Genomic DNA, 14,367 nt, shown 5'->3' with positions numbered 1-14,367 from the left:
TTTTTGGCCTACCGGCTAACGTGGGCATCGTTGGTAACGGTGGTTCTCACGGCGATTGCCCCAAAAATCCTCGCCATAGAGCTTTCGCAAAAGGGCTTTATTGCTTTAGGAGCTCTCTTCATCTTTGAGGTGTGGATTTATGGACTGCTCATCACAGTGTTTTCAGAGTCAAGGATGCAGGCTTTGACGGTCTCCAAGGTTCTCGGATGGTTCTTAATGCTGCCACCGCTGATAAAGCTGGTCGTTGTTTGGAGAAACCTCTAAACAGACTGGAGTAAATTTACCGCTTTTTTGCCGACTTACTGGCTTTATAAAGTGTTCGAAGGTATCCCACTCAACGACTACAGCGACTTCTCAATAGCGATTGGCGTTCACTTGGTGTGGCTCCTTCCGCTGGTTTGGTTGTTTAAGAGGAAGGTTCTCTGAGCTTTTCTATTTTTAACCAAAAACTTAAACTATCATGAGCCTATTCTCTTATGGTGAGAGTATGCGTGAGGCGATGTATTGGGAACCCCTTGGGGAGAATAGGGTGAGATGCCATCTGTGCCCTCTAAACTGCGTTATCAATGAAGGGCAAAGAGGCTCATGCAAGATTAGAAAGAATATTGGTGGAATTCTATACACACTCAACTACGGAAAGGTCTCCTCCATGGCCCTTGATCCTATTGAAAAGAAGCCCCTCTTCCACTTCCATCCCGGTTCATGCGCCTTCTCCATTGGAACCATCGGATGCAACATGCACTGCCGTCATTGTCAAAACTGGGAGATAAGCCAGGCTGACGAAAAATTTCCTTATCTCCAGGATGCCACACCTGAAGGCATAGTTAGCCTTGCGAAGCATTATGGGTGTGAAAGCATTGCCTACACATATAACGAGCCTACGATCTGGTATGAGTTCGTCCTCGATACGGCAAGACTTGCCAAAAAAGCCGGGCTGAACAACATTCTCGTCACAAACGGTTACATAAACGAGGAGCCTTTCCGCGAATTAGCACCATATATAGATGCGATGAACATAGACATAAAAGCCTTTGATGATAAATTTTACATGAAGATAGCGAGTGTGCCGGGCGGCGAGCCTAGCAGGAGAATCGCAGTGATGGCAAAGAAAGAATTTGGTATTCATGTTGAGCTCACATATCTAATAATACCCGGCTTAAACGATAGAGAGGAGGAATTTAGAACATTTGCCCGGTGGGTTGTGGAAGAGATGGGTGCCGATACACCCGCGCATTTTTCCCGATTCTTTCCGCATTACAGGCTCTCCAGCCTCCCCCCTACACCCGTTGGCACAATAGAAAGAGCCTACAGAATTGCAAGGGAAGAGGGCTTGAAGTTCGTATATCTTGGAAATGTGCCGGGTCATGAAGGAGAGAACACATACTGCCCAAAATGTGGAAAACCTTTAATAGTGAGGTGGGGCTTTACAATTGAGGAGTACCACATAAAGGATGGGAAGTGTGAATACTGCGGTGAACCAATCCCTGTAATCGGAAGATATGAAAAGAAGCACTATAAAAGGGTCTGGTGGTTGTAATGGAGAATGTTAAAGTGATTTTCTACATCGAAGGAATGGGGAATGAGAGGAAAGCCCTCGAAGAAGCCCTTGCGAGGACTGCAGAAGCTCTTAAGAAGGAACAAATAGTTAAGGTAAATCGTATCAGTGTGGAAGATGTTATAGAAAATGAAGAGGTCGAGGAGCTTAAATATTCGGGTATGATAGAGGCTGAGGTGGAAGGGGATTTTGAGGGAATCGTGAAAGCCACCATGAGGTATGCCCCTGCTGTGGTTGAGGTCATTGGTCCGGGAAGGCTTGAAATTGAGAGCAAGAATCTCATGAAAATCCTGGGTGAGGTGTCATTATTCATGGGTGAGCTTATGGAGAAATTTGGTGGCCTAGCCGCCTATCCACCCCTTGATGAAATTCCCCTTCCAAGGGTCGGATACAATGAAGAGGAGATCGAAGCCTTCATTCTTGATGATAGAAACATTAGATACATGTTTATCATTGAAACGTTTGGCTCAGAGGAGGAGAAAATAAAAGAAACCATGCTGAAGGCTTTTTTCCTCGAAGGGTGTAAGATAAATAAGGTGGCTTTAAAATCCGAGGAAAGAGATGGCAGAGTCTATACACTCCTTGCTGCCGAGCTCCTCTCGCCATTTGAGACATTATTCCAGTTAAACGCTAAATATGCTCCCTTTGCCATATCAATCGAAGAGCCTCAGATAATTGATATAACGGCAACAGAGCTCCAAAATACCCTCACAGATTTGGCAGGATTTGTTTACGAGCTTGTTCACAGGCCAATAAAGAAAAAGCTCATGGAGAAAGACTCCTTTAAATTTTCCCTTCAGGGGTGATTTGGGGAGATATTATCGGCAAAAAGCGAATTTTGCATAGGCATTTAATTAATCTCCTTTCAATTTTTACGGCAATTATCGAGCTTTTTTAATCGTTAGAAAGGGTTAGAAAGCGAAAAGTATATATACCCTAAGTGCCCATTAAGATATTGACAATACTTTATTGGGCTAGGCCCAACAAATTTGGAGGTGTGAAGAAATGAAGGTAAGAAAGATCGCGGCCCTTGCAGTTGGTGCCGCAATGATTGGTGCAACCATGGGATACGCCAACGCACAGTTGAATGTTCCAAAAGACTTCTTTGTTAAGGATGGTGCTCCAAACGTTAAAATCGTGGTGGGAAGCAACGCTGCTGCAATGGACGTAGCAAGCGCCGCCGACATAGCCGTTGCCCTCGGAAGCTTGCTCTACACATCAGAGGAAGTCCAGGCAGATGGTGTAAGTGTTGTTGTTAAGAAAGATGTAACCTACGACCCAGCTGATATTAAGGTCTACAAGTACTGGTACGAGACCGCTGGTACAATTAATGTAACAGAGTGGGACGACTTGCCATCAGACCTCTGGTGGAACGGGGCTGCTTACAACACTGATTACGATGGTTGGAAATCCAACTTCATGTTCACCGAAGAGATTGAGAACATGGATTCATATGAGGATGACAAGCAGATGGACTGGGATATCAAAATTACCGATGTCTCACTGGTACCAACCAACCCAAGCGGGTGGGAAGAGAGCGACATATCCCAGCCACCAAAGGATGCAAAGCTTAAGATACCAGAAGAGAGCATGGAAGTTTTGGTCAACTACACAATATCAAACTGGTCAGTTGAGGTTAACCTTGGCAAAGATGATCAGTGGGGAATAGAGAGCTCAGAAAGCTTCAACGTAATTGACGATGATGCTCCAAACGCCGACGACATAGCTGACGAGTACGATGTTGACCCAAGCGATGTAACAATAACCCCCGAGGGAACAGTTTATGAGGGAATTGAGGAAGGAAAGACATTCACACTGCTCGGCAACAAGTACTATGTCCTAAGTATCGGAAACAACTCATTCTCCTACGGTAAGGAGTTTGAGCCAGCATGGTTCCACGTAGGAGACACATTCGAGTACGACGGATACAAGGTTACGGCAATGGATATAAGCATCAATGAGAACAGGGCGCTCTTCACGGTTACTTCACCCGATGGAGACACCCAGATGGTTATCCTTGAGAAGGATGAAGAGAAAGATGTCTTCGACGATGGTGGAATTATACTTACACTCCAGAACACATTCGTTGGTATCGATGGAAACCTGATTGCCACCGTAAAGGTTGTTACCAACAAGAAGACAATCGAAAGCGGTGACGAGCTGGTCAGCGGATGGAACGCCTACCTCACCATAGAGGACGGCAAGATCAAGTGGATAACCCTAAAGAACGCCGACGACATTGAGGCAAAGACAGTTGACATACTTGGAAAATACAAGATGTACTATGAGTTTGACAGCTGGACAAAGAAGGAGAGCGATGCTGACTACGACATTAACGACGATGGCGACAAGAAGGACAAACTCTACACTGCCTTGGCAAAGATAGTCGTTGAGCCAACTGAGAAGGTCTACGACGAGAAGGAACTCAAGGTTGGCGACGAGCTTGAGGACTGGGTGGTTGACCAGATCAAGGGCGCAACCTACACAAAGGTCACAGTCATGCCACCAGCAGAGCCAATCACTCTGCTCGACAGCGAGGTTGACGTCAACAACGTTACAAGCAACCTCATCCTCGTCGGTGGCCCAGTTGCAAACAGCGTCACAGCCTACCTCGTTGACCAGGGACTCAGCACAGTTGACTGGACAGCGAGCGAGGGAGACCTCGAGTACATCGAGAACGCCTTTGGCGACTATGATGTCCTTATCGTTGCCGGTAAGGCAAGGGAGTACACAAGGGCAGCCGCTGAAGAGTTAATGAGCTACCTTAAGGATCTTGCTTGATTTCTCTTCCCTTCTTTTTGTTCTATTCTGCGGAGGTTTTCTGGATGGATAAGAAGGCTCTAATCATAGTTATAATGGGCATCCTAATTCTTGCTCCCGTGGGGGTTCTTTCCTACGGCTATGCCAATTACTCCTCACAGATTTACCCTGCAAAAAATCCCTTAGCTGTGAAACAGGTCATTATCCCATACAATCAAAAGGAATATCCAATAAGCCTGCAGAGTTATTTAACGGGTGACCCTGCCGTTGATTTGAACATTACATTAAGGTCAATCTACGAGAGGGCTACCATAATAATCGGGGATCCAAGCTTAAAGGACTGTAAGGGAGAGGCGTGTGTCTGGAGGACGAGAACGGCTTCAGAGCTTGGTGCCACTATAGGGGCTCTCATGGGAAGGAAGTATTATTATGAGGCTCTCATGAAGGGTGAGGACAACAGCACTGCTGCGGCAATAGCTTCCAAGGAAGCACGGGCCAGGGTAGATGTGAAATATCTGGCCTTTTTCCCCAAGGCAATGATAGGTATCGGTAGAATAGGCAATAAAAAGCACCTCCTCGTGATGCTCGTGGGACCCAAGGAGGGAGCAACCGTTAACAGGATATATGCTCCAAAACCGGGTGTCCTTATCCTTGAGGCAACGGACGAGGAGACTCTCTTCGCCGAAGTCCTGCTGGTGAAGACAATAATAAACTCTCAGGTCAAGGGGTGATTATTTTATCTCTTAGCATTTCCCTGCTTTTTTTGTCTTCTATCATGTTTAGAAAGTCCTCCTTATCTCTAAAAGGTCTCCTGGCAAGAATTTTTATGAGCCTCTTCCTTCCAATGCCGGGTATGTAGCTTAAAACTTTCGAATGTTCCCTGTTTATATCTATGGGCAGGGGGATTCCTGTTATGCTCCTAAAGCCGTGCCCAACTATCATGACATCATAGAATCTGTTGAGCTCCACTTCCTTTGGGATACCCACTATAAGAGGGTAGCTTCCCATCTGCCTTCCATAAGTTAAGCCGTTGTCATAAATCTCTGCTCTCACATATCTTAAAACAGTTCCCACAGGAACAAGGCGCTTGAGCATGGGAAAGTCTATCTCATGCCTTATCTTGTACTTGTAATGTTTTGTCAGGGTTTTGTGCTTCTCTGTCTTTACTTTCTCCCTCATGTGCCATAAAGGAGTGTTCGGGAACACAACAACCTGCCTGATGTTGATGCGCCTTAAAAGAAGCCCATCGTCTAAGATTCTCTTCAAAAATTCATAGGTGAGCTCATAGGTTTTTCTTGTCTCGCCCGGAAGTCCGAAGAGTATGTTAATCCCTGGCAGCAGCCACGGCATTCCATTATAACCACGCTTTGCCCCGATTTCATTTAAAATCTTCACAGCTTCATAAGTCTCCTCAGCTGTGGCGTTGAGATTGTTAAGCCTTGCAACTTTTGGATCAGCACTCTCCAGACCGAACGCCACAACATTTCCAGGAGTCCCATATCTTATCAGAGCCTTGGCTATCCTTATGCTCTCCTTAGGATAGTTGGCTATCACAGCAGGATTTGCATTGTCCACGTGGAGCGTCTTAACATGAGGAGCAACGTTCCTAATACCCATAAAGAGCTTCTCAAGAGCATCTGGATTTGGAATGGGAACCCTCCCATCTGGTTTTGCCATGTAAGAAAAAATACAGCTCTGTCTGCCCACCCTAAAGTGTCTAACTCCTAGAGTATAGAGAATCTCTACCTCTTTTACAATATCCTCCACAGGTCTGTCTTCCACTTTCCTGTATCTCAAGGGCTCCGTACAGAAGGAACATCCTCCAATTCCAGCTGCCTTGGGACAGCCCCGCTGGCTCTCAATCTCCACCACGGGATAGTCCGGAAACTGCTTTACAATTTCGGCTCCTAGAATGGCATAATCCCTGAGTTCTTTATATGTTCTGAAGCGAAATGGATCCGCATCTGCGGGATTGGTTATAAAATCATATAGAAATGCCTCCAGATCACCATAGACAATGTGATCAAAGATCTGATTTGCAAGTGCAAGCTCCTTCGAACCAATCTTTGTTCCTCCTTCATGAGCGGAGCCCATAAATGCCGGTCCACCAAGTATCTTTATTCCCTTGAAGGGTTTTATGAATTTGGAAACCTCCTCCACCTGAGAGGGCACGGCAGAGAGGTACTTTCCCGGTGTATGCAAACCTCCTATGTATACTATTAAATCAGCCTTCTCCAGAATTTTCCGAGTCTCGAAAACATCTGGGGTCTTGTTTTTTGTTCTTATTCCATGTTCGCCTTCAAAGGTGAATCGGAGGTCGTCTATGGTAAGGTAGAATATGCTGACATCTTTCCCAGCTTTCTTTAAGGCACCGTAGGCATATCTGGGGTATATTCCCAAGTAGGGAGGCACTCCAAGGCCCGCGGGTTCATCGGTGTAGCCATCGATTATAGCGACTATCATGTTTGGAAGTTGGAGGAGGGGTTTAAAAATTCAGCGATACTAGTACCCATACTGTCGGGATAACTGGAGCACCACCTCCTGGCCGGGGGAGAACCAAACCCGCCTGCTTACCCTAACAGTATCGGAGGATTCAAGCTAGAATCCCTTCATTTCTCAAAAATTCCTCAATTTCTTTTACTTCCGTGGCGGTCAGGTGAAAAACCCTCTTTTCTGCATGAGGGATTCTATCAAGCTTTTCCCTGACATCTCTAAATTTCTCCCTGTCAAGCCCCAGCATGTGATATGAGTTCTTTAAAGCCTTGCTGGCTATCTTTCTCCTGTGCTGGAAAAGGGCTCTTACCAAGTTTTCATTTAGTTCAATCTGCTCCTCTCTGGGTTTTGGCTTCATGACTATCACAGCAGAGTCAACTTTTGGTTTTGGATAAAATGCTCCCCTCCCTATCTTCTCTACAAGTTCAACATTTGCCTTTGCCTGCACCATTAGGGAGAGGCGTGAATAGTTTTTCTCTCCTGGATTTGCAACCCTTCTCTGGGCGAATTCGAGCCGGTATATCCAGACTGCTTTTTTAAAATTATATCTCAGAAGCTTGAAAGTAATAGGGGAGGAAATCTGGTAGGGTAAATTGGAGACTACTTTGTCAAATGACGGGAACTCCACCTTTAGGGCATCTCCGTGGATTATCTCCACATTGTCCCACCTGTATTCGTTTCTCAATATGTTGATGATTCTGGAGTCCTTCTCAATAGCATAGACTTTTTTTGCGACTTTACTCAACTCATCCGTGAGAACCCCAAGCCCGGGCCCTATCTCAAGAACACTCTCATTCCTTCTAATTTCCGCCCTTTCAACTTCTCTTTTCACAACATCTCTGATTATCAGAAAATTCTGTCCCAAGCTGGAATTTGGACGAATACCGTATTTTGAGAGAAGCTCAAAAATTTTAGAATTGAGCATGGAGCTCCCCTAGCGGAAGAGTCTGTTGTGTCCGACGAAGAGTCTGTATTTGTCCTTACCCTCTATTTCATCGAGCACCCTCTTTGAGATCATCTTTACCGGGTCTGGGAGTCCCTTTACTCTATGCTTCAGGTCTTCAAAGCTTTCAAATGGTTTGCTTTTTCTCTGCTCCAGTATCTCCCACATATGTTTTTTCCCTATTCCGGGTAGGAGTTCCAGGCTGTGAAGCCTGTTAGTTATTGGAGGTGCCATGTTGAAGAACTTGATGAAGTGCTCCTCATTCGCTTTTACTATCTCCTCTATCACGTATGGAAGCTCAGCCTTTGCCGTCGGGGTCAAATCGCTGTAGTAAATCTTTCTCTTTATCTTCAGAATCTTCTCCCTCACTCCCTTGCCTATGAAAATCCTCTCATAAAGCATCAGATCGGTTTTGGGCACAACTTCAAGAAGTGTGAAAGCCTTTTCACCGATAACCTGAGCTAAGGGCTCTTTTTCAATAATCCTGTTGTGATCTATATCTACGTAGCCTAACGGCATGTAATCCAGCACGTAAGCATAATCTTCATACTCTGCGTGCCTTATTTTCTTCTTATTCATGCTAGGTCCGTAAGATGGATATCCTCTCATTGTTTCTCCCCCGAGAATTATACTCACTAACGCTTTTTATACTTTTGTGCTGGGAGGGGATAAAGGAAAAAAGAAGAGCTACTCCTTTCTATACCCATCGAGAATTTTGACTATCTTCTCAGCCTCTTCCTTTGTGGGCATGTGCTCTTCCTTTGCGAAGATGATACGGATGTCAAAGTAATCTTCAGGCATTATGTCAACAAGCTTCGTTGCCATTCTATCGTCTATCCATTCAAAGGCTTCCATGAGCTTCTGCTTAACTTCTTGAACTTTCTCAGGGCTTATTTTGCTAAACCTCTCCGTGTGCTCCAGACTAAGTCTTGCTTCATAGTGGAGGGGTTCCTCGGGATTTACCTTGAGGCCCTCCTCCAGCTCCTTCTTGAGTATAACCTGAGCCTCTGCAATGCTCACATATTTTTCATCAATTTTCTTTCTACCTATCATCTTGGGTCACTTTTGAGGTCTTAAATGAACGGGGTGGATGAAAAATGTCTTGCTCTTACCGCCGTCCATGAGCTGGACAACGTAGGCATCTCCCCTCCTTCCCACAACCGTTCCTGTTCTTCCGTGGAATCTCGGGTCCGGCATACCCTTATGGTAGCTTGGCTCGATAACTATGTGAACCCTCTGACCAACCTCAAACTCCCTCAGGAACCTCGTTAATGGAGGTAAACCTCTCCTCCTTGGATGTTTGCTCAGTTTACCTCTGGTTTTCCTCCTTGGTGTGTGTGCCTTTTGAACCATCTTCAATCACCTCTACATTTACCACATCTAAAGCTTCACATACGGCACTCTTGCCGATTATTTCAGATACGGACGGGGTCGTTCGCCCCATATCTCCCGATATAAGCTCCTTTATGTACAAACCGCCTTCGCAAAATATTCTCAGCTTAAGGTGTTTTCCATCAATCACTTTGCCACTCACTTTATAAACTTTTCTAACACGCGTCAAATCGCTTCTCCTCTTTAAAACCCTTTGAGGCGTTTTTTGTACAATCTCTGCACCTCCAAGCCTCTGGACGATTTTCCTTAGATCCGCCCCGTTCACTCCTTCCTCCACATAAACCAGGGCTTCGTACTCCTTATCATGCCTCTCGCTCAGCAATCGCTCCATTTCCTCCCGGGTGGCGAACCTTAAATCAAAAACTTCAATCTTTCCGCTTTTGCCAATCTCCTCCGCGATTTTCTCCAAATTCGCGTGTCTTTTTTTGGCTCTCTTAATCTCAACGAAAAAGGGTCTTCCGTTTCCAAGCATCCTGACATCAATATCCTCCCTCCCGGCGCCGTGAAAAACCGCCTTCCCTTTAAAAGCATTCCCAAAGGGTTTGCATATTATCGAGGCAACACTCTCGCCGTATCCCTTAAGGGGAGTTTGAGGCATGCCCCTCACGAGTTTCCTGTAGCGACCGTAGACATATACGGGCTTTATCTCAATTCTAACCTTCTCCTTGTAGGGAGCTATTATGAATTTAACATCCGGATTTTTCCTGTTGACCTTTTTATTAAGCTTCCTCTCCAGAATTTTCCCCACTTCCCTGTTAAATTCTCGGTTTATGGGTTCCCAATATAACCCAAATTTCTCAAAAATTTCCTTCTCCCTGTTCAGGATTTCCTCTGGAAAACTGGAGCCGACCAAAAAAGTCTCAAATTCCAGCATTTTTGCTTTGTCTATACAAAGCAAAGCGTAATCCTCAAGTCTGTCAAATATACCTCCGCATATCTCGCATTCTTCTTCTTTCAGGGGTTTCTTTTCCTCAAGTGCTCTCTCCATATTCAGCACAAACCTTATAGCTCTCCCCCTTTCCTCATTGCTTCCCTTTCCAAGCTTTGCAAACCCCCTTCCAAGGCAATGGTTGCACAGTTTATGCTTCTCAAGAACCTCTGCGGCTTTCTCTATTATCATATCCCCCACCAACATGTATTTATAATGCTCCTTAGGGATTATTAATGATGCCTATGATGACAAGAAGGCAGAAGATAATAAAGCTTTTGGAGGAGAGAGATTACAGCGTGAGTGAACTTGCCCTGCTGCTTGACATGCGAGGTAAAGGAAGCTCTAAAATTATACTCGAAGACCTCAGGGCAATTTCAAAAACCCTTAAGCGTGAGGGAAAAGTTCTTTTGATACAGCCAGCCCGGTGCAGAAACTGCAGTTTTGTTTTTAAGCCCGAAATAAAAGTCCCATCCAAATGCCCAAAGTGCCGCTCTACATGGATTGAAGAGCCAAGGTTTAGGATATCCCTCAAGTAGATTGTCATTTCTCTAAATTTTATCCGTTCCAGGCGTTCATTCTTGTCATCTGTTCAACCTCAAAGTTTATATTAAGTGGCCGTAAAGTATTGGCAGAGCTATAAAATTGACTTCATCGTCGGAGGTATTAGCATGAGAAGGATAGAGCGCTTTATGAAAGAGAAGGGAATTAATGTGGGCGATTATGTCAGGGTTATAGAAAGGGAGAATGGAAACAGTGTGGAGTATGAGGGAATTGTTATGATGCCCTACGAACTCTCAAGCGGTGAGACCCTCACGCTGAAGCTCGACAATGGATACAATATTGGAATCTTGGTTGATCAGATCCTTGATGTTCAGATTATCGAGAGGGCGGAGCCAAAGGGGACTAAAACATTTAAGAACATCCTTCCCAAGAGAAGAGAGCTTCCAAATGTAACAATCTTCGGAACAGGGGGTACTATAGCATCCAAAATCGATTATAAAACGGGAGCTGTACACGCCGCATTCACCGCGGAAGAACTTGCAATGGCAGTTCCCGAGATATTTGACATAGCAAACATAACCCCCAAGCTCCTCTTCAACATACTGAGCGAGGACATGACACTAGAATATTGGATTAAAATAGCACATGAAGTTGCAAATGCATTAAATAGTGGGGAAGATGGTGTGGTGATAGGGCACGGGACAGACACGATGGGCTACACCGCTGCAGCGCTTAGCTTTATGCTACGCGATTTGGGGAAGCCCGTAATTCTCGTGGGATCTCAGAGGAGCAGTGATAGACCATCAAGTGATGCAGCTATGAACTTAACGTGCTCCACGAGGATGGCAACGGCAGATTTTGGAGAAGTCGCCATAGTCATGCATGGAGAGACGGGAGATACCTACTGCCTGGCACATAGGGGAACCAAAGCCAGAAAGATGCACACATCCAGAAGGGACGCCTTTAGGAGCATAAATGACGTTCCGATAGCCAGGATATGGGCGAATGGTGAGATTGAATTCCTTAGGGAAGACTACCGGAGAAGGAGCGAGAGTGAGGTTTGGGTGGATGACAAAATGGAAGAAAAGGTCGCCCTTATCAAATCATTCCCGGGTATGCAGGGTGAGATAATAGATTTCTTCGTTGATAAGGGTTATAAGGGGCTTGTAATCGAAGGGACTGGACTTGGACACACCCCCACATATGTGATAGATGCTATAAAGAGAGCAACAGAGGAGGGCATTGCAGTTTGCATAACCAGCCAGTGCCTCTATGGAAGGGTCAACCTGAACGTTTACTCCACTGGAAGAAAACTTCTCAAGGCGGGCGTTATACCGTGCGAGGACATGCTCCCCGAGACGGCTTATGTGAAGCTCATGTGGGTCTTGGGACACACTGCGGACATGAACGAGGTCAAACGCATGATGCTCACGAACTATGCCGGGGAGATAACTCCATATACGAGGTTTGATACATATCTGAGGTGAGAAAGATGGACTATGGGGAACTTGGTTTAAAGGTCGGTTTGGAGATTCACCGCCAGCTCGATACTAAAAAGCTGTTTTCACCCGTACCCAGCGAGCTCCATGACGAGGTGGACTTTCACTTTGAGCGCAGGTTGAGGCCAACAATGAGCGAGCTTGGGGAGATAGACCAAGCAGCGCTGGAGGAGTTTAAAAAGGGGAGAACCTTCGTATACGAGGGAACGTATGGATACAGTGACCTCGTTTATATGGATGAGGAACCTCCCCATATGCCTGATGAAGAAGCTCTAAAAGTATCCCTCCAGATATCCTATCTCCTAAATGCAACACCGGTTGATGAGGTTCATTTTATGCGCAAGATAGTTATAGATGGTTCCAATGTTTCGGGCTTTCAGAGAACTGCCATAGTGGGCATGAACGGGAAGGTGGACACCCCTTGGGGAAGTGTGGGGATTCCAACCATATGCCTGGAAGAGGATGCTTGTAGAATTGTGGAGAGAGAGGATGGAAGGGTTATATACCGGCTTGATCGTCTGGGGATTCCCCTAATTGAAATAGCAACAACTCCCGACATCCACCATCCGGAGCAGGCAAAGATCGTGGCAAAGTACATCGGAGATGCCCTGAGGGCAACGCGCAAGGTAAAGAGAGGTCTCGGGACAATCAGACAGGATTTGAACGTTTCAATTAGGGGCGGTGCGAGGATAGAGATTAAAGGTGTTCAGGAGCTCGATATGATTCCCATAATCATAGAGCGTGAGGTCGAAAGGCAGATCAATCTTCTAAAAATAAAGGAAGCACTTAAGGAAAGGGGAGTTAGAGAGGATGAGCTCGAGGAGAAGTTCCACGACGTTAGCGAAATTTTTGAGGGTACCTCCTCAAAGATAATTGCACGTACACTGAAGAGGGGAGGTAAGGTTCTCGCGGTTAAGCTTCCAAAGTTCAGGGGATTGATAGGCTTTGAAATTCAGCCTGGAAGGAGATTGGGAACTGAAATGGCGGATAGGGCTAGGAAATACGTGAAGGGCATATTCCATATTGATGAATTACCCAATTATGGAATTACAGAGGAGGAAGTCAATGCAATCATTGAAAGGCTTGAGCTCGGGGAAAGGGATGCATTTGTGCTGGTTGCTGCCGAAGAGGAAACGGCGAGAAAAGCCCTAAAGGAGGTTCTCCAAAGGGCCAGGGAAGCACTTCAAGGAGTTCCTGAGGAAACGAGGAGGGCTCTGCCAGATGGAAACACCCAATATATGAGGCCGCTACCCGGAAAGGCTAGGATGTATCCGGAAACGGATATACCGCCCATCCTGATAACCCCTGAAATTAAGGAGGAGATACTAGGGAAGCTTCCGGAATTGCCTCAAGCTAGGATCGAACGCTATGTTAGAGAGTTCAAGATTGATAGGAGCCTTGCGGAAACTCTGGTAAATGATGAACGTGATGAACTCTTTGAGGAACTCATAGAGAGGGGAGTTAAGCCTTCTCTGGCGGCATCGATCCTGATCGTGGTTCTCAAAGGTCTCAAGAAGGAAGTTCCAATTGAGAACATTACGGATGAGCACATAAAAGAGGCATTTGAGCTCCTGATTGAGAACAGGATCGCAAAGGAAGCCTTTGAGGAGATATTCAAGGAGCTTGCTGTGCACCCTGAAAAGAGTGCTATCCAAGTGGCTGAGGAGAAAGGGCTCACACTCCTTAGCGAAGCCGAGGTGGAGCGTATAGTGGAAGAAATCGTCCAGCAGAACATTGAGATCATAAAGGCAAAGGGAATGGGAGCTATGGGGATGATAATGGGGAGAGCAATGGCAAAACTTAGAGGCAAGGCAGATGGAAAGCTCGTGAATCAGCTCGTGAGGAAGAAGATTCAGGAGCTTTCCTCCTAATGCTCTAAAGGGATTTGTTAGACGGCGCTGATTTGTTTATTTCCCTTGGTTTTTTTACTAATCGTCTTTTGGGTTTAAGAAGGAATTTAACTCTTACCATTTAGCCTTAATCTCCCGGGGTTGGTTTTTAATGTGATTGATAGCTCATTCTCCCTTAACGACCCAGTCCGATTGGAGGTGTTAGTCCTTCTAATAAGTACTGGCGTTCACTTATGCAAACGTGCTTGAGCAGGCTCCCGATACTTTTTTTAAGTAGTTTTTCTTAAATTATAAGGGAAGTAAAATGGCGTTTATACCCATAAGGGTTCGGAGGAAAGAAAAGAAACCTCCAAAAAGAGGTGCCAAAAAGGAAAAGCGCATAGCATATACCCTGATTAAGGTGAAGGAAAATCAGCTCATAAGTGAGAAGGCCAAGGAGGTTG

The 14,367-nt window shown here is 45.6% G+C and carries 13 protein-coding genes and 1 pseudogene; 8 read left to right on the top strand and 6 right to left on the bottom strand.

From position 1 onward, the window contains the following. The 5 genes and pseudogenes from ACXJGZ_RS03805 to ACXJGZ_RS03785 all read left to right on the top strand — a co-directional run. Nucleotides 1-426, top strand: a pseudogene (locus ACXJGZ_RS03805) (Rv2686c family ABC transporter permease subunit); the annotation flags it as partial. A gap of 61 nt (nucleotides 427-487) precedes the next feature. Further along, a complete protein-coding gene (gene amrS, locus ACXJGZ_RS03800; protein WP_456398335.1) occupies nucleotides 488-1,537 on the top strand; it encodes an AmmeMemoRadiSam system radical SAM enzyme in 1,050 nt (349 codons plus the stop codon). Then, nucleotides 1,537-2,361, top strand: a complete 825-nt coding sequence (locus ACXJGZ_RS03795; RefSeq protein WP_456326218.1) for a hypothetical protein — start codon at nucleotides 1,537-1,539, stop codon at nucleotides 2,359-2,361. Before amrS ends, ACXJGZ_RS03795 begins: the two co-directional genes overlap by 1 nt. A gap of 199 nt (nucleotides 2,362-2,560) precedes the next feature. Continuing rightward, nucleotides 2,561-4,336, top strand: a complete 1,776-nt coding sequence (locus ACXJGZ_RS03790; RefSeq protein WP_456398334.1) for an S-layer protein — start codon at nucleotides 2,561-2,563, stop codon at nucleotides 4,334-4,336. 44 nt (nucleotides 4,337-4,380) lie between these two features. Continuing rightward, nucleotides 4,381-5,046, top strand: a complete 666-nt coding sequence (locus ACXJGZ_RS03785) for a hypothetical protein (protein ID WP_456398333.1) — start codon at nucleotides 4,381-4,383, stop codon at nucleotides 5,044-5,046. On the opposite strand, the gene ACXJGZ_RS03780 is transcribed toward ACXJGZ_RS03785, so the two are convergent. From ACXJGZ_RS03780 to ACXJGZ_RS03755, 6 genes are all read right to left on the bottom strand, one after another. Beyond that, the gene (locus tag ACXJGZ_RS03780; protein WP_456398332.1) at nucleotides 5,036-6,778 is read right to left on the bottom strand and encodes a radical SAM protein; all 1,743 of its coding nucleotides are present in this window, start codon (nucleotides 6,776-6,778) and stop codon (nucleotides 5,036-5,038) included. The two genes, ACXJGZ_RS03785 and ACXJGZ_RS03780, sit on opposite strands and share 11 nt — an antisense overlap. Before the next feature lie 130 nt (nucleotides 6,779-6,908). Next, nucleotides 6,909-7,733 (bottom strand): 16S rRNA (adenine(1518)-N(6)/adenine(1519)-N(6))-dimethyltransferase RsmA, encoded by an 825-nt coding sequence (gene rsmA, locus ACXJGZ_RS03775; RefSeq protein WP_456398331.1) that lies wholly within the window; start codon nucleotides 7,731-7,733, stop codon nucleotides 6,909-6,911. A gap of 9 nt (nucleotides 7,734-7,742) precedes the next feature. Continuing rightward, nucleotides 7,743-8,330, bottom strand: coding sequence for a DUF655 domain-containing protein (locus ACXJGZ_RS03770; protein WP_456398330.1), 588 nt, complete (start codon nucleotides 8,328-8,330; stop codon nucleotides 7,743-7,745). Nucleotides 8,331-8,438: 108 nt separating this feature from the next. Then, a complete protein-coding gene (locus ACXJGZ_RS03765) occupies nucleotides 8,439-8,804 on the bottom strand; it encodes an RNA polymerase Rpb4 family protein (protein ID WP_456321575.1) in 366 nt (121 codons plus the stop codon). A gap of 6 nt (nucleotides 8,805-8,810) precedes the next feature. Next, nucleotides 8,811-9,104 carry a 50S ribosomal protein L21e gene (locus tag ACXJGZ_RS03760; protein ID WP_293253500.1) on the bottom strand — a complete coding sequence of 98 codons (294 nt, stop codon included), beginning with the start codon at nucleotides 9,102-9,104 and terminating at the stop codon, nucleotides 8,811-8,813. After that, nucleotides 9,061-10,263, bottom strand: coding sequence for a tRNA pseudouridine(54/55) synthase Pus10 (locus ACXJGZ_RS03755; protein ID WP_456398329.1), 1,203 nt, complete (start codon nucleotides 10,261-10,263; stop codon nucleotides 9,061-9,063). Before ACXJGZ_RS03755 ends, ACXJGZ_RS03760 begins: the two co-directional genes overlap by 44 nt. Nucleotides 10,264-10,316: 53 nt before the next feature. Between ACXJGZ_RS03755 and ACXJGZ_RS03750 the strand changes: the two genes are divergently transcribed. The 3 genes from ACXJGZ_RS03750 (at nucleotide 10,317) to gatE (ending at nucleotide 13,945) form a co-directional block, all read left to right on the top strand. Continuing rightward, a complete protein-coding gene (locus ACXJGZ_RS03750) occupies nucleotides 10,317-10,610 on the top strand; it encodes a transcriptional regulator (RefSeq protein WP_456326229.1) in 294 nt (97 codons plus the stop codon). A 132-nt stretch (nucleotides 10,611-10,742) separates the two neighbouring features. Then, nucleotides 10,743-12,062, top strand: coding sequence for a Glu-tRNA(Gln) amidotransferase subunit GatD (gatD, locus tag ACXJGZ_RS03745; protein ID WP_456321573.1), 1,320 nt, complete (start codon nucleotides 10,743-10,745; stop codon nucleotides 12,060-12,062). Between the two features lie 5 nt (nucleotides 12,063-12,067). Continuing rightward, nucleotides 12,068-13,945 carry a Glu-tRNA(Gln) amidotransferase subunit GatE gene (gene gatE, locus ACXJGZ_RS03740; RefSeq protein ID WP_456398328.1) on the top strand — a complete coding sequence of 626 codons (1,878 nt, stop codon included), beginning with the start codon at nucleotides 12,068-12,070 and terminating at the stop codon, nucleotides 13,943-13,945. Nucleotides 13,946-14,367: the final 422 nt, after the last annotated feature.

This window comes from Palaeococcus sp. (in: euryarchaeotes) (genome assembly GCF_053987695.1).
Note: the sequence above shows the minus strand (reverse complement) of the source record. Positions and strands in the feature narration are given on the sequence as shown.

What these genes read in the sequence shown, in the direction of transcription:
- amrS (WP_456398335.1), top strand. Translation starts at nt 488, where the DNA reads ATGCGTGAGGCGATGTATTGGGAACCCCTTGGGGAGAATAGGGTGAGA.
- ACXJGZ_RS03795 (WP_456326218.1), top strand. Translation starts at nt 1,537, where the DNA reads ATGGAGAATGTTAAAGTGATTTTCTACATCGAAGGAATGGGGAATGAG.
- ACXJGZ_RS03790 (WP_456398334.1), top strand. Translation starts at nt 2,561, where the DNA reads ATGAAGGTAAGAAAGATCGCGGCCCTTGCAGTTGGTGCCGCAATGATT.
- ACXJGZ_RS03785 (WP_456398333.1), top strand. Translation starts at nt 4,381, where the DNA reads ATGGATAAGAAGGCTCTAATCATAGTTATAATGGGCATCCTAATTCTT.
- ACXJGZ_RS03780 (WP_456398332.1), bottom strand. Translation starts at nt 6,778, where the DNA reads ATGATAGTCGCTATAATCGATGGCTACACCGATGAACCCGCGGGCCTT.
- rsmA (WP_456398331.1), bottom strand. Translation starts at nt 7,733, where the DNA reads ATGCTCAATTCTAAAATTTTTGAGCTTCTCTCAAAATACGGTATTCGT.
- ACXJGZ_RS03770 (WP_456398330.1), bottom strand. Translation starts at nt 8,330, where the DNA reads ATGAATAAGAAGAAAATAAGGCACGCAGAGTATGAAGATTATGCTTAC.
- ACXJGZ_RS03765 (WP_456321575.1), bottom strand. Translation starts at nt 8,804, where the DNA reads ATGATAGGTAGAAAGAAAATTGATGAAAAATATGTGAGCATTGCAGAG.
- ACXJGZ_RS03760 (WP_293253500.1), bottom strand. Translation starts at nt 9,104, where the DNA reads ATGGTTCAAAAGGCACACACACCAAGGAGGAAAACCAGAGGTAAACTG.
- ACXJGZ_RS03755 (WP_456398329.1), bottom strand. Translation starts at nt 10,263, where the DNA reads ATGATAATAGAGAAAGCCGCAGAGGTTCTTGAGAAGCATAAACTGTGC.
- ACXJGZ_RS03750 (WP_456326229.1), top strand. Translation starts at nt 10,317, where the DNA reads ATGATGACAAGAAGGCAGAAGATAATAAAGCTTTTGGAGGAGAGAGAT.
- gatD (WP_456321573.1), top strand. Translation starts at nt 10,743, where the DNA reads ATGAGAAGGATAGAGCGCTTTATGAAAGAGAAGGGAATTAATGTGGGC.
- gatE (WP_456398328.1), top strand. Translation starts at nt 12,068, where the DNA reads ATGGACTATGGGGAACTTGGTTTAAAGGTCGGTTTGGAGATTCACCGC.